Genomic DNA, 23,648 nt, shown 5'->3' on the forward strand with positions numbered 1-23,648 from the left:
AAGCATCAGGAGATGTAACGCATGACTGAGCCCGCACCGTCCCAGGACGGCCTGAAGCGTGGCCTCAAAGCTCGCCACATGCAGATGATTGCTATCGGCGGCTCAATTGGTACCGGACTATTCGTCGCGTCCGGCGGCACCATCTCTGAGGCTGGTCCCGGCGGTGCGCTGGTAGCCTACGCACTGATTGGCATCATGGTGCTGCTGCTGATGCAGTCGCTTGGTGAGATGAGCGCGCGACTTCCGGTTGCAGGTTCATTCCAGACCTACGCCACGGTCTTCGTCAACCGACACTTCGGCTTCGCGATTGGCTGGAACTATTGGTTCAACTGGGCCATCACCGTCGCTGCTGAGCTAGTCGCCGCGGGCATCGTGATGTCCTACTGGTTCCCGGATGCCCCAGGGTGGATCTGGGCTGCTATCTTCCTGGTGTTGCTTACTGGACTCAACTCACTGTCGGCCAAGGCTTTCGGTGAAGGCGAGTACTGGCTTTCGGCCATCAAGGTCATCACCGTTATCGTCTTCCTGATTTGTGGCTTCGCCATGATCTTCGGCATCATCGGCGGAACCTCTCCTGGCTTCAGTAACTGGACCGACGGTGACGCCCCATTTGTTGGCGGTTGGCTCTCCATCGTCTCGGTATTCATGATCGCTGGATTCTCGTTCCAGGGTACTGAGCTAGTCGGTGTTGCTGCCGGTGAAGCAGAAAACCCTCAGCGCGATGTTCCTAAGGCCATCAAAACAATCTTCTGGCGCATCATGCTTTTCTACATCGGCGCCATCTTTGTTATCGGCATGCTGATCCCATACTTGGATCCGTCCCTGCTTTCTGCTGAAGCTTCGGATATCGCCACCTCGCCATTCACCTTGGTCTTTCAGCGAGCAGGCATCGCCTTTGCTGCAGCCTTGATGAACGCAGTGATCCTCTCGGCTATTCTTTCGGCCGGTAACTCGGGCCTATATGCTTCAGCGCGCATGCTTTACTCCATGGCCAAAGATGGCAAAGCGCCAAAGATCTTTGCTCGTCTGAACAAGCGTGGCGTTCCTGTACCGGCCATGCTTTTGACCGCCTCGGTAGGACTTTTCGGATTCCTGACGGCTATTATTGGTCAGGGCGAGGCGTACACCTGGCTACTAAACGTTTCGGGACTTTCCGGGTTTATCGCTTGGGTTGGTATTGCGGTGAGCCACTATCAATTCCGCAAGGCGTACCTGGCCAGCGGGCAGAGCTTGGCGGATCTTCCCTACAAGGCGCCACTGTTCCCCTTGGGTCCAATCCTCGCCTTTGTCATCCTGCTGGTTGTCATTGCCGGACAGAATTATCAGGCTGTTGTGGATGGCAACCTCTTGCAGATGGCATCAAGCTACGTCGGTCTGCCGATCTTCCTCCTGCTGTGGCTGGGCCACTGGCTAATTACCCGGAAGCAGCCAGCTGAGGTCATAGACCCTTGGACCGCAAAGCTGAACTAGCGTTTCCTTGAACCAGCCAAGCCGGCAGGACCCACGTTGACCGTGGGTCCTGCCGGCTTTGTTGTGTCCGGCCTCGCCGATCATGCGTGAGGAATCAACCGAAGAACTGCGCAATATACTGTTGTCACAATGGTTGGCTTGTCGGTACCATTGTGTCATGAACACCATGACTACTAGCGAAGCAGCGAAGCTTCTCGGGGTAAGTGCCGAGGCGGTTCGTAAGATGTTGAAAGTCGGTCGCCTGGAGCAAGTTGGTCTTGCGGGCCGCAATATTCTGATTGGTGCAGATTCGGTTAATCGGGTGCGTCGGGAAAGTAAGCGCGCAGGACGCCTCTGGACACAGCGAACGGCGTGGGCTGCACTAAGTTTGCTCTCCGGCGCCGAGGCTTCATGGATGTCAGCGAGCGAACTGTGGAGGTTGCGCAAGAAACTCGCAACTCTTTCGTCCGACGAAATCCAGCTGCTGGCAAGGAATCGAGCGGCCTCACGACGTTTTCGAGGCAGCGAGTCCGCCAAAGAAAAACTCTCGTATGCTTTGGCAGCCACCGGTGCCCGCTCGTTGAAAGATTCTGAATTGTCCAATGAATTCGGGTTAGCCTCGGGAGCAGATGCTTTGGAGGGCTACGCGAAGACGGGATTCATTGAAAAACATGCTCGCAAACTCGGATTGAGAGAAGACCCTTCTGGCGACATACTCATCCGAGAAGTAGATTTTGTTCAATCGTTGGCGAGTGGACGTGTGCCGATAGCGGCAATCGCTGTTGATCTAATGGATTCCTTGTCCACCCGCGAGCGGTCGGCAGGCCGAGCCAAACTGGATGAATTGCGCGATGCCGTTTAAGGATTCAGGGCGCCCGACAGTGAGCGTTACGATCCCACCTGAGGGATGGGGTGAGCCGTGGCCGCAATGCCTAGAATTGTCTCGAGCGCTGAATTCTTCGAAATGGACCTTAGTCGGAGGGCTAATGGTGCAACTTCACGCAGTGCTAGCAAACCTTCCCTTATTTCGTCCCACGACGGACATAGACGTAATCCTGCACGTGGAAACAGGCTCCGTATCAGGACCGGAAGTGACGCGAACATTAGATCAGTTGGGATACTCACTTCAGACCCCGCTGAATAATTCCTCTCCCGTTCACCGATTCATTCGACAACGTGAGGGGATGAATGAGTCGATAGATGTAATGATCGCAGACCACGGTGTTTCGAAGCCACCGTTGAAACTTGCGGGTCGTGATCCGTTTCAGATTCCGGCAGGTACGCAAGCGTTGAAACGTACCGTAAATTGCAACGTCGTAGATGCAACGGGTGAGGTCGTCACGACGTTGAGTATTCCGAGCGTTTTAGCTGCAGTTGTTCTCAAGGCAGCCGCCTATCGGAAGATTCTCGTGACCGGGAACGACACCTAGAGGACGCGGCACTGCTATCCACGTTACTAGGGGATCCGCTAACGCTAGTGAAACAACTTCAGGGATCGGACCGAGCTCGAATTATCTCGCTGCATAAACGGCTCTCGGACGGGCATCACCCAGCCTGGGCGCGGATTGCTGAGAAAGACCGTCTAGATGGCCAGTACGCTTTGGAGATCTTGGCTAGCAATCCCCAAGATTTCGATTTGGATGACAATTTGGGTCCAGCATTTTAGAGTTCACTGCTCAGATGGTGAAGCCGTACTACTGGCGTTGTCTCACCGTTCTTATGATCAAGCACCCCAAACTAGCAGTGGCCCAGTCGCATCGGAATTCTCCGCGACCGGGCCACCACTAGGGTAACTACTCTTTGGTTTACGCTAGAGCAGCGTCAACAATCACGCGAGCTTCTGCAAGCACTTGCTGCAGGTGATCTGCTGACTTAGTTGATTCTGCATAAATCTTGTAGATGTCTTCGGTGCCCGAGGGGCGTGCCGCGAACCATGCGTGCTCGCTGGAAACCTTCAGACCACCAATGGCAAAACCGGCAGCTTCGGTCACCTTGGCGGTGATCGCGTCGCCAGCCAATTCGGTGGCAGAGACCATCGACGGATCCAGCTTGGACAGCACGGCTTTCTGCGCGCGGGTAGCCGGGGCGTCAAAGCGGTCGTAGAAGCTTCCGCCGTGGCGTTCCACCAGCTGCGCGTGCAACTGGCTAGGGCTCTTGCCGGTGACGGCGCGCATCTCGCTAGCCAGCAAGGCGAGCATCAGCCCATCCTTGTCGGTGCTAAATGCCTTGCCCGAGAGATCCAAGAAGCTCGCGCCAGCGGACTCCTCACCACAGAAGGCCACCTTGCCTGAGGCTAGTGGTTCAACAAAGTACTTAAATCCAACCGGTACTTCGCGCAGGGTTCGACCATGGGAGGCCACTACCTTGTCGATGAGTACCGAGGAAACCAAGGTCTTGCCGATCTCGGCATCTGCTGGCCAGTTTTTGCGGTGGGTCAGTAGGTAGTCGATGGCTACGGCCAAGAAGTGGTTCGGGTTCATCAACCCTGCGTCCGGGGTGACGATGCCGTGACGGTCTGCGTCTGCGTCGTTGCCGGTGGCGATGTCGTACTTCTCGCGGTTGGCTACCAAGGAGGCCATGGCATGTGGCGACGAGCAGTCCATGCGGATCTTGCCATCTTTATCCAGGGTCATGAAGCTAAAGCGTGGGTCAACGCCTTCGTTGACTACTTCTAAGTTCAGGCCGTAACGGCGTCCAATTTCGCCCCAGTAGTGCACCGAAGCGCCACCGAGTGGGTCGGCACCGATGGAGATTCCTGAGTCTGCGATGACCTTAAAGTCGATGACCTCAGCCAGATCCGTGATGTACATTTCACGGAAGTCAAAAGGCTTCGCTGCCGCTTCGCCTCGCTTGATCTCGCCGCTGGCCAACAGCTCATTGGCGCGTGCAGCGATGGGTCCGGTGATTTCGGATTCTGCAGGACCGCCGTGAGGTGGGTTGTACTTGATGCCGCCGTCGTTGGGTGGGTTGTGCGATGGTGTGATGATCAGGCCATCGGACTGATCCTTACCCTTGGCGTTGTGTACGAGGATTGCGTGGCTGACAGCCGGGGTCGGGGTCAGACCAGCTTCGGCCAAAACCTCAACGTTGTTCCCAGCCAAGACCTCCAAGACGGTCTGGTAGGCAGGCTCAGAGAGCGCGTGGCTGTCCTTGCCCACGTACATTGGCCCGGTGATCCCTGCGCCCACACGGTAGTCCACAACAGCCTGCGTAATGGCTGCGATGTGTGCTTCGTTGAAGGTACCGTTCAGCGAGGTGCCGCGGTGACCTGAGGTACCGAAGATGACTGCCTGGTCAGGGTTATCGCTGGAAGGAACGATCGCGCTGTACGCGTCGAGTACGGCCGTCAGATCAATTAGGTCTGCTTCGATGGCCGGCTGTCCGGCGCGTTCGTGAGCCATGGGAGTCCCCTCATTCATTTGTGCAATTCGTATGGGTTCGTAGAACAATGGAAAACGATGAGCTATTACCCGTATCCACAGAATCCATACCAGGCCCCGCGTGAGTCCAGCGGTTTGTCCGTGGCCTCTTTGGTGCTGGGCATCCTTTCGATGCTTGGCTTCTGTACTCTCATCCTAGTTCCACTTGCCGGTGTCATCACCGGTCATCTGGGTTATCGTCGTGAACCCGCAAGTCGCGCACTGGCCCTTGCAGGGCTGATTTTGTCATGGATTGGGCTTGTTCTCGCGGTTTTGCTCTACGCATTGATCATCTGGGTCATCTGGTTTTCGGTGGATAGTTACAACACTATTAACCAGAACGCGGACTTTTCCCAACTGCTCGACTACGCGTAAGCCATTGCCTTAGCTGATTTCTTGCTCTACCCTATCGATATTCGTTGTTAACGACTATCGATAGGTTTCCGATGTTCCAGGTTGCTTCTCTTGTGGTCTTAATGTTGATTCTGCTGCTCGCAGCCCTGATCGTTTTGCTTGTTGTGCGTCGCGGCCCAACCCAGTCCGGCGCTACTCGAGTCACGCGCATCGTGGCCCTGTTGATGGCGATAATCCTCAGTGGTGTGGGCCTCTGGTCGATGATCCAGATTCTTGGCGGGGCAAACGTTCCGGTCAGTGTGCCGGTGCAACCTTACTGGCCCGAACATCCAAATATCACCGATGTAGAGCCGAAAGATTTTGCCACGGTTAATGCGCAGATCACCGAGGTCCAGATCTTCAGCGACGCGCTCTCGTGGCCAACTAAGATCCTGCTCGCCGCCGGCGTGCTGTTCCAAACCAGCGCCAGTGTCGCGGTGCTGTTAGGCGTTGCGGCATTATGCCGACGGGTCGCCTCGAATGAACCGTTCACGAAATCACTGCGCCGGTTGGGTTATCGAGTGGCGTTTGTTCTTGGTATTGCTAGCTTCCTAGGTCAGGTGCTCAACGGCATCGGCGCAAGCCGAGCCGGCGAGGAAACACTGCGGGTGGATGGCTTCTCCACCGACGGTATCTCCTCGGCATCGGCTCCTTGGCCGGAACCAACCTTTGCGTTGAACATCGAATTTTCCGAGATCTTTATGGCCCTAGTGATCTTGGTGGTTGTTGAACTGGTCGCCGTGGGTATCCGGCTGACCAACGAAAATAGGCAGCTTCAGCAAGATCACGAAGGACTGGTTTAGATCTATGCAGCTTAAGCACGTTCATTGTCGACTCGGTGAGATTTTGGCCGAGCAACAACTGACCCTTGTGCAGCTCAGCGAACTTGTTGACGTGTCGGCGGTTAACCTATCCATCCTTAAAAACGATCGTGCCAAGGCCATCAGGTTTTCCACCCTGATATCGATCTGTCAGGCACTGAACTGCGAAATTGGCGACCTGCTGGTTTTGCGTTAAACACTGCAGGCCTCCACCAAGGTGGAGGCCTGCAGTCAAAGGGAACGATGGGTTAGTGAATTGAACCCATCAGCTTCTTTAGCCCTGGGGTCGCAGCCATCATGGCTACACCCAAGACGACGGCCGTGCCGCCCATGGCGATAAAGTAAGGGATCTCGTTGCCCGGAGTGTAGTAACCGGCAAGCACACCCGAAAGGGTGGTGCCCAGCGAAACCGACAGGAAGAACAACGCGATCATCTGCGTGCCAAACGCGGCCGGAGCCAGCTTGGTAGCAATTGCCTGACCCACTGGCGAGAGCAAGAGCTCAGCAAAGGTGCACAGCAGCAAGATGCCAACCATGGCCAACAGTGGAGTTCTAGCGAAGGATTCCAGTGGGATGAAGCATAGGAAAGCAGCACCCACAATCACCAAAGCCAAGCCGAACTTGATGGCAGTGTGTGGCTGACGCTTACCCAGCTTGGTCCACAGCGCTGCAAAGATGCCAGCAAAAACGATGATGAAGACCGGGTTGATGGAAGTAACCCAGCTTGGTGGCATTTCCCAGCTACCCAAGTGACGGTCAAGCCGCTGATCCGAGTACGCAGCGATAAAGGTGAACTGCTGCTGGAACAGTGCCCAGAAGGCAGCCGAACCAATGTAGAACGGAATGAACGCCCAGACCTGCTTGCGTTCGGTCGGATTGACCTTGTTGCTACGCAGGATCAGTGCAAAGTAGACGGCCGAAGCCATGATAACCACGTAGGCGATGGTGCTCGCCAGGTTTTCTGGGGTGACAATCTTGGTCACGAATGCGGCAATGATCAGAACCAGTACGGCCGCAAAGATGACCACGTAGCGCTTGCGCTCGGAGGCAGGCAACGGGTTATTTGGGATGTTCCCGCCAGCAGGAAGCTTGTTGCGTCCGGCAGCGTAGATACCCAAGCCGATGGCCATGCCGATGGCGGCTGCGCCGAAACCGATGTGGAAACCGTAGGTCACCTGGAGCCAACCGGTCAGTAGTGGGCCAATCAGGCCACCGATGTTCACACCCATGTAGAACAGGGAGAAGCCAGCATCAATGCGTGGATCATCCTTGGCATAGAGTGAGCCAACCAGGGCCACGGCGTTGGCCTTTAGGCCGCCGGAACCGATAGCAACCAGAATCAGACCAATGATCAGGCCCACGTAACCGGGCAGCAGTGCCAAGGCAATGTGGCCGATCATGATGCCGATGGCCGAGAAGAACAACACACGCTCGGAACCGAAAAGACGGTCAGAGAGCCATGCGCCCAAGATGGTGGATAGGTAAACAGCGCCACCGTAGGCGCCGACCAGGGACAGGGCTAGGCCCTGATCCATTCCCAAGCCACCGTCGGTGACCTTGTAGTACATGTAGTAAGCCAGCAAGCCCTGCATGCCGTAGAAAGAGAATCGCTCCCACATTTCCACGCTGAATAGGCTTGCGAGCGCACCGGGGTGACCAAAGAAGGTCCTTCCGGTGTTAGAAGTGCTCGTTGTTGCAGTAGACATACGTAATATTTTTCGCTTTTGCCCACTCGAGTACCTACTTATATGTCAAAGCTCACAGCTGCATCTGGGCGGCCAGTGCCAGCAAAAGTCCTTCGTCAGAACGTGGAGAAATCAGCTGAATACTCATAGGTAACCCATCGGCGGTGGTGGTGACCGGAATGGTGATGGCAGCAACTGAGGCGACGTTCACCATGGAGGTGTACGGGGTGTACTGGCACTGCAACATATAATCGTGATCCGCATCGGCCTGTGTATAGCGCCCGATCAGCGGCGGAATGGTGGCCATGGCCGGGGTAGCAATCACGTCATAGGCTGACCACTGGCGCACAAAGTCTGCCGCGATCGCCTTGAGCCGGGAGCTGCCTTGTAAGTTCTGTTCCAGTGAGCGTGCTGCGGCCCGGCGACGGAAGTCCCGAGCCAATTCGCCCAGCATGGACTCGTTGTTGACCGGAACGTTTTTCAGCCCATTGGTCCACACCGTGGCAAAGGTTTCTGGGTAGTCCGAGGCGTAGTCCAACTGGGCTGGCTGGACTCGATGGCGTTCTCCAAGCAGTTTGAGCCCTTGCTCAAAGGCGGTGCGCGCTTCGGGCGACAGCGAGATGTTGTACACCGATTCAAAGGGCGAGTGGGTGCTGAAGCCGATGTTCAGCCCGTTCAGTCTCTGTGGGTAGCTACCTTGCAACAGCGGCAGATAGTGGTCCTTGCCGCGCATCGCGTCAAGCAATAGCGCAGCATCTAGTGCATCGTTGGCCAACGGCCCGGAGACTGCGAGCTTTGGAGCACCCAGCGGATCAACATAACCGTCCAACACATCCGAGGGAACTCGACCCAGCGACGGCTTGAGACCAATCAGTCCGCAGGCTGCGGCGGGAATACGTACCGAACCTCCACCATCGGAGCCTGCACCTACCGGAATCATCCCCGCAGCCACCGCAGCAGCTTGTCCGCCCGATGAACCGCCCGAGGAGCGTTGTGGATCAAATGGATTGCGCGAGGGGGCACCCACCAAATTTTCTGAATGGCTGCTCAACCCAAATTCGGGCACCTGCGTTTTGCCCAGAATGACTACACCTTCAGCACGCAGACGCTCAACTAGCGAATGATCTCTGCTGGCTACCGGGTGATCGATGGCCGCTGATCCATAAGTGGTGGGCATTCCCGCCACATCATTAAGATCCTTAAACGCGGTCGGCAAGCCGTGCAGGTGTCCCAACTCACCGCGCACCTGCGCCTCGTCGGCTGCCTTGGCCTGAGCCATGGCATCTTGTGCAACGTGTACAAAAGCGCCCAAGTCTTGTTGCTGTTCAATGCGATTGAGGTAGTGCTCGGTGAGCTCACGGCTTGAAAGCTCACCGCGGGCCAAGTCGTCACGCAATTTCAGGGCGCTGGAGGGAAACATGTCAGCTTTCGACGCAGGAAATGACTAGTCTTATAAGCAAACACCCTATGAGTGAGGAATGCTAGCCATGAGCGATTTTGAGACTGTTACCGTCAATGATGTCCCTAAGGATGCCTTCATCCTCGACGTTCGCGAAGACTTTGAGTGGGAAGCTGGCCACGCTACCGGCGCCACCCACGTTGTGCTGGGCACCCTGCCGGAGCGCGTTGGCGAATTGGACCCAGACGTAGACACCTACGTGATCTGCCGTACCGGTGGACGTTCCGCCCAGGCCGCAGCATGGCTGACCGGTATGGGGTACACCGCGTTTAATATCGCCGGTGGATCCGATGCATGGATCGAAGCTGGACTGCCAATGGAAGCGGAGAACGGTCAGGAGCCTACCGTCCGATGAAATACGCGTATCTGGGACCTGCCGGCACCTTCACCGAGTCGGCGCTGCTGCAGGTTCCCGGGGCACTTGATTCACAGCGACTCCCCGCTGCGAATGTCAATGTTGCCCTAGCCATGGTGCGAGATGGCAGTGCTGATGCTGCGATGGTGCCAATCGAAAATTCGGTTGAAGGTGGCGTCTCAGCCACACTGGACGCCATTGCTCAGGGCGAGGCATTGCAGATCATTGCCGAAGTCCTGGTGCCAATCAGCTTTGTGCTGGCCGTGCGCCCAGGCATCACGCAGCTGGATCAAATCCGCCTCATCTCCACCCATGGACATGCGTGGGCACAGTGCCGGTTATGGGCAGAAGCCAATATCCCCGGCGCGGCCTTCACCCCGGCCTCGTCTACCGCTGCGGCGGCCTTGGCCCTAGCAGACGACGAACCGCAGCACGATGCAGCGATCTGCAACCCGCTGGTGGCCCAAGAGCGGGGGCTGAATGTATTGGTGCGCGGGGTGGAAGATAATATTGGAGCGGTCACCCGCTTTATTTTGGTCACCCGCCCGGGAAAGATCCCCGCAGCGACCGGCGTGGATAAGTCCACGCTGATCTTGCCACTGACCGAAGACCGTCCCGGTGCGCTGATGGAAATCTTAGAACAGTTCACCGCACGCGGAGTGAACCTTTCCCGCATTGAATCGCGCCCCACCGGCAAGGGCATGGGGCAGTACTTCTTTTCCGTGGATATCCAGGGGCACGTTGGGGATGAACGAGTCGCCGCGGCCTTCTCTGGGCTTCACCGGTTATGTCCGGATATGCGCTTCCTCGGTTCCTACCCGGCGGCCTTAGGCACGCAACCCTTTGTGGACACGCACAATTCTGATGAGGCCTTTAGTCAGGCTCGCGCTTGGGTTCAGTCGCTGCGCGACCGGCTGTAAGCATCACGTCTTGCAAAAAATAAAGCGAAGGACCAATCAGTTCAGAACTGATTGGTCCTTTGCTTAACCCTTATGGGGTGCGCAGGCGCAGTGAACTAGGCGAAATGCTTACTTCCAGCTCGTTGACCTGGCCAGTAGGATCCCCATCGATCTGAGTATTCATTGGCTCAGCACAACGCAAGGCGATACCTGGCGTCTGGTAGAAGCTCATAACCGGGATCTTGTTCTTGGCGCGGAATGCGGTTTTGAGCAGGATCCACATCCAGCCGGCGGCCGAGCGCGGTGACAGAATCACGGCGTCCAAGACACCGTCATCAATCTTGGCGTCCGGTACAAAATCCAGCCCCTGCAGCTTGCCGCAGTTGGCAAAGAGCACCGAGCGAACCTTACGGTTCTGCCAGTTCTCATCACCATCAAGTTTGAAGTTGATCTTCTTGCGCTTCCCGGGCAGCTGGCGCAGGCCGGCTTCTGAGTAAGCTAGCCAACCAACTTTGGATTTCAGTTCTTCATTGGTGTCATCAAAAAGATCTGCGTCGGTGCCGACTCCGGCAATGACCAAGAATGCGTGGTCAGCTTGAGTGCCATCAAGCAGTTTCAGCTTCATGTGACCCACATCGATTCGGCGGGCCATCCCGCGCACTGCGGCCAAGGCTGCGGTGTGCAGGTCATCCAGTGGGATATCCACGTTGCGGGCCAATAGGTTACCGGTGCCTAGCGGAAGCACACCAAGCGTGGCTTCGGTGCCTTCAAGCACTTCTGCGACGGCTCGAATCGTTCCGTCACCGCCTGCGGCAATAATTGTGTCGCATTGCGCATCCAAGGCTTCGCGGGCCGCATCTTGGCCGGCGTTCTCCTTGGTAGTGTGCAGAACTAGGGGTGCTTCCACGCCGGCTTCGGCACAAACACGCTCCACAGTCTTCAGCGCTTCTTCAGCGCCTGACTTGGATGGATTGATGACAAGTGCCACCTTGCCGGGGCTGACTTGTTCGGCCGCAACGGGGTGATTAGTTGATGGCTTTCGGTAGTGCGAAAGCTTACGCACCGAGTACCAACTGGTTGCCGCGGCGGCAGCTGCAGCGGCCACGGCAGAGAAAACGATCACACGATTTGTCTGCATAGTCCTTTCATCGTACTCATGATTGCTACGCTTAACGTGTGATCGACCTGAAAATGCTCACCGAAAATCCGGATTTGTACCGTGCCTCGCAACGCGCGCGCGGTGCCGACGAGTCGTTAATTGACCAGCTTTTGTCAGCTGACACGGCACGTCGTGAAACCATTGCCACCTACGAACGCCTGCGTGCCGAGCAGAATGCGTTCTCTAAGAAGGTCGGCCAGGCCAAAGGCGAGGAGCGCTCTGCGCTGCTGGCCGAGGTCAAAGAGCTGGCCGCTTCGGTCAAGTCTGCTCAGGCTCAGTCTGATGAGGCATCTGCCAAGTGCACCGAACTGCAGCGACTGATCCCTAACCTGATCATCGACGGCATCCCTGCCGGCGGCGAAGACGACTTCACCGTCGTAAAGCATGTGGGTACCATCCGCGACTTCAAGGCTGAGGGCTTTGAACCGCTGGACCACCTGCAGATCGGCGAGAAGCTTGGCGCCATCGACATGGAACGTGGTGCCAAGGTATCTGGCTCGCGTTTCTACTTCCTCAAGGGCATCGGCGCCCGCCTGGAAATCGCGATGATGAACATGGCCCTTGACGTGGCGTTGGAGCGCGGCTTCACCCCGATGATCACCCCGACCTTGGTTCGTCCAGAAACCATGCAGGGCACCGGCTTCGACGTGGCCCACGACGACGAGATCTACAAGCTCGAGCGTGACAACATGTACCTGGTTGGCACCTCTGAGGTGGCCCTGGCCGGCTACCACTCGGACGAGATCCTAGATCTGTCCGAAGGCCCAATCCGCTACGCTGGCTGGTCCTCGTGCTACCGCCGTGAAGCTGGTTCGGCTGGCAAGGACACTCGCGGCATCATCCGAGTGCACCAGTTCAACAAGTTGGAGATGTTCACGTACACCAGCGTTGAGAACGCTGAAGCTGAGCACAAGAACCTGTTGGCTATGGAAGAAGAAATGCTTGGCCGCATGGAACTTCCTTACCGCGTGATCGATACCGCCGCCGGCGACCTCGGCATGAGCGCTGCCCGCAAGTTCGACTGTGAAGCTTGGGTTCCAACCCAGGACGCTTACCGCGAGCTGACCTCCACCTCAAATTGCACCACTTTCCAGGCCCGCCGCCTGAACATTCGCGAACGCGAAATCATTGACGGCAAGCCAGGCAAGACCCGTGCAGTAGCTACCCTGAACGGCACCTTGGCTACCACCCGCTGGATCGTAGCGATTCTGGAAAACCACCAGAACGCAGACGGTTCGGTCAACGTACCAAAGGCCCTGCAGCCTTACCTTGGTGGACTCGAAGTCCTCAAGTAAATCAAGGCTCAACTAGTTGCCGGTCATCCGCTCAGGGTGACCGGCAACTGCATTTAACCAGCTATTCAGGTTCCCCTGTGCCTTGGGTCATCGCGAAAATATGGTGGTGATGGTTAACTTGAGCTATGACAGTTATGACAAAGATCGGCAACGACGACCGACTAGATAAGCAGAAAATGATGATTTGCCTTGATGTGGACGGAACAATCGTCAACCATCAGGGACAGATGAGCCAGCGGGTACGCGAAGCAGCCCGAGCGGTAGTGGAGCAAGGCCATGAGGTGGTTATTTCCACCGGACGTTCCCTCGGGGCCGCGCTTCCAGTGATGGAAGAGCTCGGCATTGATCACGGCTACGTAGTGGTCAGCAATGGCGGAGTGCTGGCCAAGGTCAGCAACGGTGAGGTCGAAGTGATTCACCGTGAAGTCTTTGATCCTTCGGTGGCGCTCAAGGCCCTGTGGAAGCAGTTGCCCAAGGCCAAGTACGCGCTAGAAAATGAGCGCGGCGAATTTCTTTCCAACCAAACTTTTGGTGACGCCAGCTTTGGCGCCGAAACCAAGGTTGTAGATTTTGAAGAACTGCTGAGCCAAAAGGCAGTGCGCGTTGTTGTTTTCTCCACGGACAATACCGCCGAGGACTTTGGCAAGGCCGTTCAAGGGCTCGGACTTTCCGGGGTGACCTACTCGGTAGGTTGGACCGCTTGGCTTGATATCGCGGCCGACGGAACTACCAAGGCCAGTGGTTTGGAACGCCTGCGCGCGATCCTCAAGTTTGATTCGGCTGATTCCCTGGCCGTCGGTGATGGACGCAATGATATCGAGATGCTTCAGTGGGCTGGCCACGGTGTGGCCATGGGCCAAGCCCCGGATGAGGTCAAGGACGCAGCAGACGCGGTGACCGAAGGTGTGGATGAGGACGGTTTGGCGATCGTTCTCGAAAGATTGCTTCAGGACTAGCTCACCACGTGAAAAGCAATTTTGGCTTTGTCGCTTACGTGTTTTGGATGTGCATTGTCGGCCTGATATTTCTGGCCATGGGTTTTGGTGCACTCGGATACACAATTATTGGGGATCCAGATTCAGGGCAATATCAGCGCCCTGAGCGCGGATACGTTGTTTCGCATCCTTCGACCTGCCATGTAGGGCTGTCCGAGTATCTCGGCGGTTAGCCCAAATATACACGGGCGACGTCATGGGACCGCGAAGAGTCGGATTGCCCGGCTTATGAGATCAATGCTCAGGTGTACTTTGATCCAGCTATTAAAAACATGCCGGTGGCTACAACACCGGATGAGGAGCACGGTCGCGACGGATGCCTCAAGGTGATGACTGCCCTGATGGGCACTTTCTTCATTTTCGGAGCGTTTTATATCCCGATAAAACAAATCAAGTCTGAAGTGCGTCGGCTGCGCAAAAGGAAAGAGCGCGAACTAAAGCACGCGCAGGGTTCTACAGCTGGTCAGTGAATTCCAGCAGTCGGGCGATGGCTGCTCGGGCGCCGAGCTCGTCGTTATAGCCCGAACGCACAATCGCGGCGGACACCGCCTGCGGGGTAATACCAAGGATTTCCGCCACGGCTTTTTGTTGGCCACGAACTCCCGGGGTGAGTAGGTCCACCACCGACCATTCTGCTTCGGTACGGGTGCGGATCCATTGACCGAGCATGCGCAGCAGCCCTTCCAACTCGGCATCCATCTGCTCGCTGCCTGAGGAGACACAAATGGGTACCCGCTCGCCACGGTGACTGGCCGCTTCCAAAGCGCCCAGAGCACGACGTGCAGCCTTACCTTCAACCAAGTCCGCGTCGGTAGGCACTGGTTCATACAAGCTGCCGATGCCTAGCCCGATATTGCAGAAGTTCAGCCTCGTGACGCGCATTAGTGCATCCACTGCTGCTTCAGGATCTTTGGGCACACCGAACAAGAGTTGACCGCTCAGCGCGGTGAAGGATGCGTGGGTATCAACCTGCGCCAGCTGATGCCACAACTGCTCACTGGCATCGAGAACATCGGTGACCGAGCGGGGTCGGGGGCTGAGCGCAACGACAAACATATTTCCAGTATTGCCTGTGCCGGCGGGTTTGTCGCGAGTACTGCCCGATGTGTTGCACTGGATTGCGCTCCACAGGTGCTTAACTGCTCTTCAGCCTTGGATGTGCTGACAAAACTTGCGATTGCCGTTAGCAAGCGGAACAAGGAATTGATCCGTACGAATTGCGGTGTGACCGCAGCGAATGATAACGGCTCCTAATCTAGGCAGTCCAAAGAATGCGGAGTTGTAGGCAAAGCTTTAGTTGCAGCGGCTCAAGTCTTCCTGTCTGATCTGTTGCTGAACGCGAAGTATTGGGATGCCATTGATTACAGGGTTTTCTGGTTAGAATTTTTCCCCTGTTAGCATGCGAGTAAAGCTACTTCCTATATATTCTTGATTATTAAGCAGGTTAGAGCAGTGTTTATTGACCTGACTTCGGATCATCTAATCTGATCATACATTTTTGTAAATCTGAGTTAGAGGCGAGTCGTGAAAAGAAGTCATTCTCTGCGTGCTTGCTCGAAGCCAGTGCTGGTTGCCATGGTATTTGTCTCGACACTAATATTCGCGGCGTGCACACAAGCTTCAGATGAGCCACCGAATAGCGATCTGAAATCGCCTGCTGCGCATGAAAGTTCTGAGGGGTCGGCTGAGATTGACGAGGTTAAATCTGTCTACGAGAACTTTGACCCTGCGCAGCTTACTGAGCTAACCGAAAAACGCAATAAAGAATCATCCGATTCAAAGCTTACCCTTGTCACTGAAGGGTTGATTGAGCCCGATGGCGAATTAATCATTCCAGAGATTGCGGGTGAGAGCAAAAAGTCTCTGTTGGTTTCATACATGTGTCGTTCATCTGTCGAAGAAGGAACTCTCTGGCGGGTTGATTTCACTGTTGATTCCGAGCCTTTGAAATCTGGCATCGAGTCTGAGGCTTGTACAGAAAATTCCGTTGAAATGTTCACCACGAGAATGCTAAGCCCTGCAGAATTGCCAGATGCCTTGGAGGTAGTTGGGCAAGTTGAGCTAGCTGCGTCGGTTTTTGAGATTGAGTAAATCAAATGAAGTCATTGCCCAAGGGTCTCACCATGGGAGCTTCCGTCCTGCTGTTGCTAGGAATGGGTCTTCCCGCAGCGAACGCAGCTAACGGGGATCTGCCTAGCATAGGAACGCCGGCGGCCTGCAGTGATGTTGGAAACCATGCGAGCATTTGGAAGAGTACCCCAGTGTTCATGTCAGGGAGTTATTCAAAGAAGTGGCTCGACCCGGGGGTCAGCTACACCATCACTAAAGGGTCAAGTACTACCGTGACCCGTTCGGTGACAGCTGGAATATCAACTGAGGTATTCAAGGTCGCTAACGCCAAGCTCGATACCAGCTGGAGCAAGAGTACGACAATTACTGCCACGGATTCTTACACTTGGAAAAACGGCTCCAGGTCGACTAAGTGGTTGCAGCTGGGTGCGCGAGGATACAAATTTAGCTGGTCTAGTTACTCCGTTGTCGCCCCTTGTAAGATCACTAATTCCAAGTCCGGAAGTGCCACTATCCCAACTGACGAAGAATGGTTTAGGCACAACTAGACGGGTTGACAAGGTAGCTCTGAGGTCGGGGAGGCCGGGTTTCTGGCCCCCCGTCATTTGATTCAGAGCGCGCGCAACTCTGCAATGGTGCAACGTAGATACCAAGTAAATTCTTCAACGAATCTGCGCCCAGCTCACACCTATGAGGGCTGGGCGCAGGTGCCCTTCGGTTCGGTGGCACGGAAAAAGCTTGTCTACAGTCAGGATGCTCACGGGTGCAATGTGCTGAATGGTATGGAACTTGGTCGGTGAAAGACCTGAGTTGTTTCGAAGTTCCCAAGCGCTCAGCCGTGACGTCTTCTCCAATGTAAAACCGGGTAATGTCGCCTGCCCGAGTGTCCCAAACTAAGAGCGAATCTCACTTGCCTGCTGTTGCGGCAAGCGCACGCTAGTACGTGAAACAAAGAGTTGTGTCGCCGGTCCGATAAGGACCGCGTAGGCCACTGTGCCCAAGCCCACCGGGCCACCGAGCAGCCAGCCGATGCCCAATACCGACAGTTCTAGCGCGGTGCGGATCAGCCGAAGCGACAGTCCGGTGCGCAGGTGCAGTCCGGTCATCAGCCCATCGCGCGGGCCGGGGCCGAAGTGACTTCCGATGTAGAGGGCTCCGCCGAGACCATTGACGAGGATCGCGACCACCAGGGTGAGGATCTGCCAGCCAAGGCCGTTGATTTCAGGCAGGAAGCGCAAGAAGAAGTCCAGTGCTATTCCGAGATACAGCGTGTTGGCGATGGTTCCCAGTCCTGGCCATTGGCGTAAGGGGATCCAGGCCAGCAAGACCAGCGCGCCCACTAGGATAATGATGGTGCCCAGCGACAATGGCACATGATTCGCGATGCCCAGATGCAGCACATCCCATGGATCCACACCCAGCTGCGCTCGGATGATCATGGCCATCGCTAATGCGTAGAGGGACAGACCTACAAAGAGGTTAAAGAATCGCAGTGGCAAACGTCCGCTGGCGAGCTGTTGGCGCGGAGTCAGGTTAGTGATGGTCATGAATAAAATACTCCGGTAAATTGGACATAGAAAAAAGAGCCAATTTTGAAGAGGTGGTCTTATGGGACGCGTCACAGGTGCTGCGCTCGCTAGCATGCTCGGAGCAGCAGACTCTTCCCAGCCAGCTTACCGGTGGCTTTTTGAAACCCTGCGTTCGCTGATTGCCAACGGGCGCATCCTGCACGGCACCGTGTTGCCCAGTGAACGAGAAGCGGTGAGCCGGCTTGGGCTCAGCCGCACCACGGTCTCACGCGCCTACTCTGAACTACGCGAATGTGGTTACGCTAGCTCCCGCCAAGGCTCGGGAACTGTTGCACAAATCCCTGGAGGACCAGTGGCAGGTGGAGCCGAACCATTGCCGCTAGGCGGTTTTGGGCCGATGCCGGGCAGTACCGCAATTGATCTCACCTGCGCGGCGCCGAACGCTCCGACGGGAATGCTCGAAGAGTTCCAAAAAGCCCTTGAGCAGTTGCCAAGATATGCCGCCACCATGGGTTACTACCCACTGGGTATTGAGCCGTTAAGACTGGCTTTGGCCGATTACTACACGCGCAAAGGTCTACCCACCGGGCCGGATCAGATCATTGTCACCTCTGGTGCGCTCTCCTCAGTAGCCGCCGCCGGGCGTGCGGTGATGTCCCGCGGACAAAGTGTGCTGGCTGAATCGCCGACCTACCCTAATTCGTTACTTGCGCTCAAAGCCCACGGTGCCCGGACTGCCGCGGTGTCCATTGGGCCCGATGGCTCCGATATAGAACAGATCGCCGCGGCGCTGAAGGCGGTGTCCCCGTCTGTGATGCTATGCCTTCCGGACTTCCATAACCCCGTCGGAACCTTGTTGGATGATGTCCGTCGTGAGCGCTGGGCTGCAGAACTAGACCGCGCGGGAACCACTGGCATCATCGATGAAACCTGCGCCGAACTATGGCTTGATTCTGAGCCAGAGGTACTGCCCATGGCCGCTTTCTCCAAGAACCTGATCACCGTCGGCAGCGCCAGCAAGTCGCACTGGGGCGGGCTTCGCTTGGGCTGGTTGCGCACGCCTAGGCATCTATCTGGTGCAATAGCCCGCTCGCGCATGAGCATGGATTTGGGAGCGCCAGTACTGGAGCAATTAGTGCTGGCTAATTTGCTAAATTCCGGCGCAACCCTTGCGCAAAGCACCCGAGATTCTTTGCGGGAAAACCGGGACTGGATGGTTGATGAACTGGACCGATTGCTACCTTCGTGGAGACCAAACAAGCCAGCCGGTGGTCTGAGCCTCTGGTGCCAATTACCTCAGCCGCGATCTAGTGCTTTGGCGCGCCAGCTCAAATCGGTGTTGCTCGCCCCGGGCTCTACGTTCGCTGTGGAAGGCCACGGTTTGGAGCACTATCTGCGCTTGCCCTTCGCCCAGGAAAGAGTCGAACTGGAGCAAGCGCTTCCGGCCATCGCGGAAGCATGGCACAAGGTGGCTGTTTAGCGAACGAGCTAACCCTTGATCGTGAAACGGGCAAGCCCCGGATCAGTCCAGCCAGCGAAGCGTCGGTGAGTTCATGATCTAGCCCAAGTTCTTCTTGAGGGTGAGTTTTTGAACTGCCTGAACGGCAGCGTAGCAAATACCAAATCCGGGAATGCATAGGGACACCAACAGCATTATTAGGCGGTTCGCTGAGCGATGCAAGAAGTAGCCCCAGCCCACGAAGATGACTCCTGCAATCCACAGCAAAAGAACTGTTGCCTCAAATAGGTCCAGGGTGAAGAGAATCATGTCAGTAGTCTATTTGTTCTGGCTGATCAGGGCCGACAGCGCATCGGTCAGTGCGGCGCTTAGTCCAGTGAGGGTATAGCCGGGACCTAACTTATCGTTTGTAGCAGTTTCTCCTGCGTCAGTTTCGGCACCCACGGTGGCTTTCTGCCCTTCGGGGCGAAGTGCCGGTACATGGATAAAAAGTGCAGGAACTTCCTGCCCATAGGCAAGGTAAGCGACGTGGTTGCAAACGAATCTTCCGGCATCCTCGGAAAGGTAGGCGCCGTGGTCAGATTTTTGCAACGCATCCAGGATTAGCTGGGGATCTAGGGTTGCACTTCGAACTTGCTCTCCACCACGGATGATGGGCGCCATGGAAGGGTGGGCGCCATCATTGTCCGGAATGCGCGCATCATCCTCATTAAATCCCAGAACTTCAATACTGATTTCAGCTCGGCCGCCAGCCTCACCCACACAGATCAGAACGTCCGGCTGACGTTCAGCCAGGAGCGCTTTGAGACACTCTCCTGAACGTTTGAATGAAACCGGCAGGATGGCAGTGCTGATTTGGTGACCAGCAACTTGTTCGGGAAGCAGCTGCACGGCTTCGCCGCTGGCGTTGAACTGGTCGTTGCCAAAGGGCTCAAAGCCGGTCACCAAAAAATGCATGAACCCATTATGACCCCAAACTGTCGGTGCATGCTGGTAGAGCTTGGGTGTACGTCAGATCAATAGCTTCTGGATAGGTGCTCATGATTATCGCGGTTTTAGTCCTCGTCATCCTCAATATTCTCGCAACGGCATGTGTCGCATTGCTGCTGATTCGCCGCACGGCAGGCAACGATGAAGTCCAGATCCGGGACTCGGTGCGGGCCGGAAACTCTGAGCTACGCCAAGAGCTAGGGACCCAGCGAAATGAACTGCGCCAGGGCATGGGTGAAGTGCGCACGGAGATTGACGTGAAGCTGAGCTCCATGAGCGAATCCAACGCCAACCGGCATATTCAGATCCAGCATCTACTCCAGCAAGAGATGGAGAAGTTGCGCGCGGGTAACGAGGCCAAGCTGGAGAAGATGCGCGAGACCGTGGATGAAAAGCTGCAGGGAACCTTGGAGAAGCGTCTGGGCGAATCCTTCGAGCTGGTCAGCAAGCGACTGGAAATGGTCCAGCAGGGTTTGGGCGAAATGCAGTCTCTGGCCCAAGATGTCGGTGGACTAAAGCGTGTACTGACCAATGTGAAGAGCCGTGGTTCATGGGGTGAAGTTCAGCTCTCACGTCAGCTTGAAGACATTCTGACCGCAGACCAATATGAGCAGAACGTTGTGGTTGTTCCGGGTAGCCGTGAAGTGGTGGAGTTTGCCGTGATTTTGCCTGGACGTGAGGCAGGAACCATCTATCTACCTATCGATTCCAAGCTGCCCCAAGAAGATTATGAGCGGTTGCTTGATGCCCAAGAATCGGGAGATAAGGCGGCAACTGACGTTGCGGCCAAGGCGCTTGACCGGGCAATTATCGAGCAGGCGAAACTGATCTCCAGCAAGTACATCGCCCCGCCCTACAGCACCGACTTTGCCATCATGTACCTGCCCACCGAAGGGCTCTTCGCTGAAGTTGTTCGCAGTCCGGGCTTAGCTAGCAAGCTACAAACCGAGCACCGAGTTTTGGTCACCGGCCCGACCACCCTGATGAGTCTGCTCAACTCGCTACAAATGGGCTTCCGGACCCTAGCCATTGAAAAACGCAGCAGCGAAGTGTGGCAGGTACTCTCGGCAGCCAAGGAAGAATTCCGTAAGTACGGAGATGTCTGGGACAAATTGGGCAAGCAACTCTCCGCGGCACAGAACACCGTCAGCGCAGCAGGTACGCGAAGCCGGGTTCTGGAAAAGACGCTGCGCGATGTGCAAACCATGGAAGTCTCCGCTCAAGAAGACGTTCTCACCGGATTGCTTCCCGAAGCCTAGTATCAGCCGTGTTCTCAGGACTACGCTAGGCGCAAATAGCGGCGTTATCCCAAGGAGAAAACATGTCCAAGTACCTCATCTCATTTCCCAGCCCGGACATGAAATTTCCTGAGGAGGACTTGGAGGCGGTGGCGCAGGCAGCCCATGAAGTCTTACGCGAAGCGAAGGCCGCAGGGGTTTGGGTGTTTGGCGGAGGGATTGATGAGAGCATCGCGCCAGTCATGGTTGATGCGCAGAGGGTCATCCATCCCGGCACCTATCCGCAGACTGCGCAGATTGAGGGAGGGTACGCGGTGTTAGAGCTCCCATCCTATGAGCAGGCGGTTTTCTGGGCGGCAAAGTTTGCTGCCGCTTGCCGCTGCGCGCAAGAACTTCGTGTCTTCCAAGATGACCCCGAAAGTTAAAAATGGCGGTGACCCCAAGAGGTCACCGCCATTACGGCTCAAGTCTAGTGACTAGGCCTTAAAACGCTCGATGGAGCGAGCCAACTCAGCTTCAGCAGCTTCGCGACCTTCCCAACCTTCAGCCTTAACCCACTTGCCTGGTTCCAGGTCCTTGTAACGGGTGAAGAAGTGCTCGATCTCCTTGATCAGCCATTCGTCAATGTCCTCAAGTTCCTTGATGTGGTCAAAGCGCTTGTCGGCTGGAACGCACAACAGCTTGGCATCTCCACCACCGTCGTCGGTCATGTTGAATACGCCGATTGGGCGGGATTCAACAATGACACCGGGGATCAGATCAACACCAGGGATGAAGACTAGGGCATCCAATGGATCGCCGTCTTCGCCCAAGGTGTCATCAAAGTAACCGTAGTGCGTTGGGTACTGCATGGAAGTGAAGAGCACTCGATCCAGGCGCAAGCGGTGGGTCTCGTGGTCAATTTCGTACTTGACGCGTGATCCGGAAGGGATCTCGATGGTCACGTCGTGGCTCATGAAAAGCACACTCCTAAACTAGTCTTAGGGATATCCGATAATAAGCGTATCGCCCCTTGGGGCCCCTTCGATAAAACTTCGAGAGGAATGTAACCATATGAACACTGCCGCCCGACGCGCGATTACGCTGGGGGTGGTCGTTCTGGCCGTGATTGGCATGGTTTTGGCCATGATGTTGGCCCCTCGATTTTTCACCGGAGAACCTGAAGCGTTTTACACTCCCGCTAGTGCTCAAGCGGCAAAAGAAGACCCCGCAGCGGTGGCAGATCTTGATCCGAATGCCCCGGTACCGGACTCGGCGGCACTAGGCGCGCAACTGGATGCCATCTTGGCCGATAATCCAGACGGCACCACTTTTAATGCTCAAGTTGTCGACGTTGCCAGCCAAAATGTTCTTTATGACAGAAACGCTGACACAAAAGGTACGCCAGCTTCGAGCCTGAAAGTAGTCACTGCCCTCGCCGCCCTCGATACCTTGGGTGGCGATAGCCAACTATCAACCTCCGTGTTGTTGGACGGAAACACTCTGGTCTTACGTGGTGGGGGAGATGTACTGCTCGGGGATGGAAAGTCTGATCCTAGCCAGGCCAAGGGTTACGCCGGATTAGCGACCTTAGCCGAACAGACCGCCAAAGAACTTAAATCTCGCGGGGTCAGCGAAGTCTCTTTGTGGGTTGACGACTCCTTGTTTGGTGACGCCCACAATAATTCCGCGTGGGACAAGTCCTTGTTCACCTCAAACAACATTGCCGAGGTCTACCCGATAGCGCACTATGCAGGACGCGCCGGATTTAGCACCGACACTGCCTACCAATCTGATGCTGCCGAACAAGTACGCAAGGTGTTCAGCAAAGAACTAGGCGCCTCGGTTAAGGTCAACGAAGGTGGCCGCGGAGCCTATGACGGCGGTGAGCAGATTGCGGAAGTGAAATCCGCGCCACTGCGTCAGATCATTAAACATATGCTGTTGGTTTCCGATAACTATATTGCCGAAACCATGGGGCGTTTGGTCGCCATCAAGGGTGGTTTGGAACCAGCACAAAGTGGTCAAGCAGTGGCAGATGTCGCTGCGGAGCACGGAGCGCAAGGCGCAGAATTAAGAGATACCAGCGGTCTGGCGGCCGATAATAAAATTTCGCCGGCAGCCCTGACCGCAGTGCTGCGCGCAGCAGCCACCAGTCCCAAAGCAGAACTACGTGAGTTGGTTTATTCGCTGCCGGTTGCCGGATATAGCGGAACTCTGATGCAGCGTTTAGGTCAGGAATCTACGCTTGGATTAGTACACGCCAAAACCGGATCGCTGACCGGGGTGGCCACACTAACTGGAATGACCGTGACCCAAGATGGGCGATTGCTGGTCTTCTCAATTTTTGCCCACCAACCCAACGGAACACTCGCACCTCATAAGCCGACCATCGACTCAGCCGTAACCGCCATCCGCGGTTGTGGCTGCCAGAGCTGAAGGAGCAGGAATAGC

At 56.0% G+C, this 23,648-nt stretch carries 27 protein-coding genes; 18 read left to right on the plus strand and 9 right to left on the minus strand.

Annotated elements, in window-relative coordinates:
- Window positions 1-21 precede the first annotated feature (21 nt).
- From AC1Z3F_RS14160 to AC1Z3F_RS14175, 4 genes are all read left to right on the plus strand, one after another.
- Complete coding sequence (locus tag AC1Z3F_RS14160) at window positions 22-1,470, plus strand: amino acid permease (RefSeq protein ID WP_131089704.1); 1,449 nt, start codon at window positions 22-24, stop codon at window positions 1,468-1,470.
- Between the two features lie 166 nt (window positions 1,471-1,636).
- Window positions 1,637-2,311: an excisionase family DNA-binding protein gene (locus AC1Z3F_RS14165; protein ID WP_483566128.1), complete on the plus strand. Its 675-nt coding sequence runs from the start codon at window positions 1,637-1,639 to the stop codon at window positions 2,309-2,311.
- Between the two features lie 343 nt (window positions 2,312-2,654).
- Window positions 2,655-2,879, plus strand: coding sequence for a hypothetical protein (locus tag AC1Z3F_RS14170; RefSeq protein ID WP_483566129.1), 225 nt, complete (start codon window positions 2,655-2,657; stop codon window positions 2,877-2,879).
- A gap of 47 nt (window positions 2,880-2,926) precedes the next feature.
- Window positions 2,927-3,115 (plus strand): hypothetical protein, encoded by a 189-nt coding sequence (locus tag AC1Z3F_RS14175; RefSeq protein WP_483566130.1) that lies wholly within the window; start codon window positions 2,927-2,929, stop codon window positions 3,113-3,115.
- A gap of 139 nt (window positions 3,116-3,254) precedes the next feature.
- Here AC1Z3F_RS14175 and pgm read toward each other — a convergent pair whose 3' ends face one another.
- The gene (pgm, locus tag AC1Z3F_RS14180) at window positions 3,255-4,850 is read right to left on the minus strand and encodes a phosphoglucomutase (alpha-D-glucose-1,6-bisphosphate-dependent) (RefSeq protein WP_483566131.1); all 1,596 of its coding nucleotides are present in this window, start codon (window positions 4,848-4,850) and stop codon (window positions 3,255-3,257) included.
- Window positions 4,851-4,907: 57 nt separating this feature from the next.
- Between pgm and AC1Z3F_RS14185 the strand changes: the two genes are divergently transcribed.
- The 3 genes from AC1Z3F_RS14185 to AC1Z3F_RS14195 all read left to right on the plus strand — a co-directional run bounded on the left by AC1Z3F_RS14185 (window position 4,908) and on the right by AC1Z3F_RS14195 (window position 6,278).
- On the plus strand, window positions 4,908-5,243 hold the full coding sequence (locus AC1Z3F_RS14185) for a DUF4190 domain-containing protein (RefSeq protein WP_483566132.1): 336 nt from the start codon (window positions 4,908-4,910) through the stop codon (window positions 5,241-5,243).
- 71 nt (window positions 5,244-5,314) lie between these two features.
- Window positions 5,315-6,064 (plus strand): hypothetical protein, encoded by a 750-nt coding sequence (locus AC1Z3F_RS14190; RefSeq protein WP_483566133.1) that lies wholly within the window; start codon window positions 5,315-5,317, stop codon window positions 6,062-6,064.
- Window positions 6,065-6,068: 4 nt separating this feature from the next.
- Window positions 6,069-6,278, plus strand: a complete 210-nt coding sequence (locus AC1Z3F_RS14195) for a helix-turn-helix domain-containing protein (RefSeq protein ID WP_444612436.1) — start codon at window positions 6,069-6,071, stop codon at window positions 6,276-6,278.
- A 52-nt stretch (window positions 6,279-6,330) separates the two neighbouring features.
- On the opposite strand, the gene AC1Z3F_RS14200 is transcribed toward AC1Z3F_RS14195, so the two are convergent.
- Both AC1Z3F_RS14200 and AC1Z3F_RS14205 read right to left on the minus strand, forming a co-directional pair.
- Window positions 6,331-7,788 (minus strand): peptide MFS transporter, encoded by a 1,458-nt coding sequence (locus AC1Z3F_RS14200; RefSeq protein ID WP_483566134.1) that lies wholly within the window; start codon window positions 7,786-7,788, stop codon window positions 6,331-6,333.
- A 52-nt stretch (window positions 7,789-7,840) separates the two neighbouring features.
- A complete protein-coding gene (locus AC1Z3F_RS14205) occupies window positions 7,841-9,187 on the minus strand; it encodes an amidase (protein ID WP_483566135.1) in 1,347 nt (448 codons plus the stop codon).
- A gap of 67 nt (window positions 9,188-9,254) precedes the next feature.
- On the opposite strand from AC1Z3F_RS14205, the gene AC1Z3F_RS14210 reads away from it, so the two are divergent.
- On the plus strand, window positions 9,255-9,581 hold the full coding sequence (locus tag AC1Z3F_RS14210; protein WP_131089711.1) for a rhodanese-like domain-containing protein: 327 nt from the start codon (window positions 9,255-9,257) through the stop codon (window positions 9,579-9,581).
- A complete protein-coding gene (gene pheA / locus AC1Z3F_RS14215) occupies window positions 9,578-10,501 on the plus strand; it encodes a prephenate dehydratase (RefSeq protein WP_483566136.1) in 924 nt (307 codons plus the stop codon). The genes AC1Z3F_RS14210 and pheA overlap by 4 nt, the downstream gene beginning before the upstream one ends.
- 70 nt (window positions 10,502-10,571) lie before the next feature.
- On the opposite strand, the gene AC1Z3F_RS14220 is transcribed toward pheA, so the two are convergent.
- A complete protein-coding gene (locus tag AC1Z3F_RS14220; RefSeq protein ID WP_483566137.1) occupies window positions 10,572-11,618 on the minus strand; it encodes a diacylglycerol/lipid kinase family protein in 1,047 nt (348 codons plus the stop codon).
- Window positions 11,619-11,656: 38 nt separating this feature from the next.
- Here AC1Z3F_RS14220 and serS point away from each other — a divergent pair, with 38 nt between their 5' ends.
- From serS to AC1Z3F_RS14240, 4 genes are all read left to right on the plus strand, one after another.
- Window positions 11,657-12,934, plus strand: a complete 1,278-nt coding sequence (gene serS / locus AC1Z3F_RS14225) for a serine--tRNA ligase (RefSeq protein ID WP_131089714.1) — start codon at window positions 11,657-11,659, stop codon at window positions 12,932-12,934.
- Between the two features lie 125 nt (window positions 12,935-13,059).
- Window positions 13,060-13,890: an HAD family hydrolase gene (locus tag AC1Z3F_RS14230; protein ID WP_483566138.1), complete on the plus strand. Its 831-nt coding sequence runs from the start codon at window positions 13,060-13,062 to the stop codon at window positions 13,888-13,890.
- A gap of 8 nt (window positions 13,891-13,898) precedes the next feature.
- Window positions 13,899-14,102, plus strand: coding sequence for a hypothetical protein (locus tag AC1Z3F_RS14235; RefSeq protein ID WP_483566139.1), 204 nt, complete (start codon window positions 13,899-13,901; stop codon window positions 14,100-14,102).
- Window positions 14,103-14,174: 72 nt separating this feature from the next.
- Window positions 14,175-14,399 carry a hypothetical protein gene (locus AC1Z3F_RS14240; protein ID WP_483566140.1) on the plus strand — a complete coding sequence of 75 codons (225 nt, stop codon included), beginning with the start codon at window positions 14,175-14,177 and terminating at the stop codon, window positions 14,397-14,399.
- Here the strand turns inward: AC1Z3F_RS14240 and AC1Z3F_RS14245 are convergent.
- The gene (locus AC1Z3F_RS14245; protein ID WP_131089717.1) at window positions 14,383-14,985 is read right to left on the minus strand and encodes a hypothetical protein; all 603 of its coding nucleotides are present in this window, start codon (window positions 14,983-14,985) and stop codon (window positions 14,383-14,385) included. The two genes, AC1Z3F_RS14240 and AC1Z3F_RS14245, sit on opposite strands and share 17 nt — an antisense overlap.
- Window positions 14,986-15,453: 468 nt before the next feature.
- Here AC1Z3F_RS14245 and AC1Z3F_RS14250 point away from each other — a divergent pair, with 468 nt between their 5' ends.
- Window positions 15,454-16,020: a hypothetical protein gene (locus AC1Z3F_RS14250; protein WP_483566141.1), complete on the plus strand. Its 567-nt coding sequence runs from the start codon at window positions 15,454-15,456 to the stop codon at window positions 16,018-16,020.
- Between the two features lie 872 nt (window positions 16,021-16,892).
- On the opposite strand, the gene yczE is transcribed toward AC1Z3F_RS14250, so the two are convergent.
- Window positions 16,893-17,546, minus strand: a complete 654-nt coding sequence (gene yczE / locus AC1Z3F_RS14255; RefSeq protein WP_483566142.1) for a membrane protein YczE — start codon at window positions 17,544-17,546, stop codon at window positions 16,893-16,895.
- 61 nt (window positions 17,547-17,607) lie between these two features.
- Between yczE and yczR the strand changes: the two genes are divergently transcribed.
- On the plus strand, window positions 17,608-19,008 hold the full coding sequence (gene yczR, locus AC1Z3F_RS14260) for a MocR-like transcription factor YczR (RefSeq protein WP_483566143.1): 1,401 nt from the start codon (window positions 17,608-17,610) through the stop codon (window positions 19,006-19,008).
- Window positions 19,009-19,086: 78 nt separating this feature from the next.
- On the opposite strand, the gene AC1Z3F_RS14265 is transcribed toward yczR, so the two are convergent.
- Window positions 19,087-19,296 (minus strand): hypothetical protein, encoded by a 210-nt coding sequence (locus AC1Z3F_RS14265; RefSeq protein WP_131089720.1) that lies wholly within the window; start codon window positions 19,294-19,296, stop codon window positions 19,087-19,089.
- A 9-nt stretch (window positions 19,297-19,305) separates the two neighbouring features.
- Window positions 19,306-19,944 carry a pyroglutamyl-peptidase I gene (locus tag AC1Z3F_RS14270; RefSeq protein WP_131089721.1) on the minus strand — a complete coding sequence of 213 codons (639 nt, stop codon included), beginning with the start codon at window positions 19,942-19,944 and terminating at the stop codon, window positions 19,306-19,308.
- 83 nt (window positions 19,945-20,027) lie between these two features.
- Here AC1Z3F_RS14270 and AC1Z3F_RS14275 point away from each other — a divergent pair, with 83 nt between their 5' ends.
- The gene (locus AC1Z3F_RS14275) at window positions 20,028-21,236 is read left to right on the plus strand and encodes a DNA recombination protein RmuC (RefSeq protein ID WP_131089722.1); all 1,209 of its coding nucleotides are present in this window, start codon (window positions 20,028-20,030) and stop codon (window positions 21,234-21,236) included.
- A 62-nt stretch (window positions 21,237-21,298) separates the two neighbouring features.
- Window positions 21,299-21,640, plus strand: coding sequence for a YciI family protein (locus tag AC1Z3F_RS14280; RefSeq protein WP_131089723.1), 342 nt, complete (start codon window positions 21,299-21,301; stop codon window positions 21,638-21,640).
- Between the two features lie 51 nt (window positions 21,641-21,691).
- Here the strand turns inward: AC1Z3F_RS14280 and AC1Z3F_RS14285 are convergent, their stop codons facing one another.
- Window positions 21,692-22,171 (minus strand): inorganic diphosphatase, encoded by a 480-nt coding sequence (locus tag AC1Z3F_RS14285; protein WP_131089724.1) that lies wholly within the window; start codon window positions 22,169-22,171, stop codon window positions 21,692-21,694.
- Window positions 22,172-22,268: 97 nt separating this feature from the next.
- Here AC1Z3F_RS14285 and dacB point away from each other — a divergent pair, with 97 nt between their 5' ends.
- A complete protein-coding gene (gene dacB / locus AC1Z3F_RS14290; RefSeq protein WP_131089725.1) occupies window positions 22,269-23,633 on the plus strand; it encodes a D-alanyl-D-alanine carboxypeptidase/D-alanyl-D-alanine endopeptidase in 1,365 nt (454 codons plus the stop codon).
- The last annotated feature ends 15 nt before the right edge of the window (window positions 23,634-23,648 follow it).

The organism is Glutamicibacter sp. MOO4 (genome assembly GCF_056934395.1).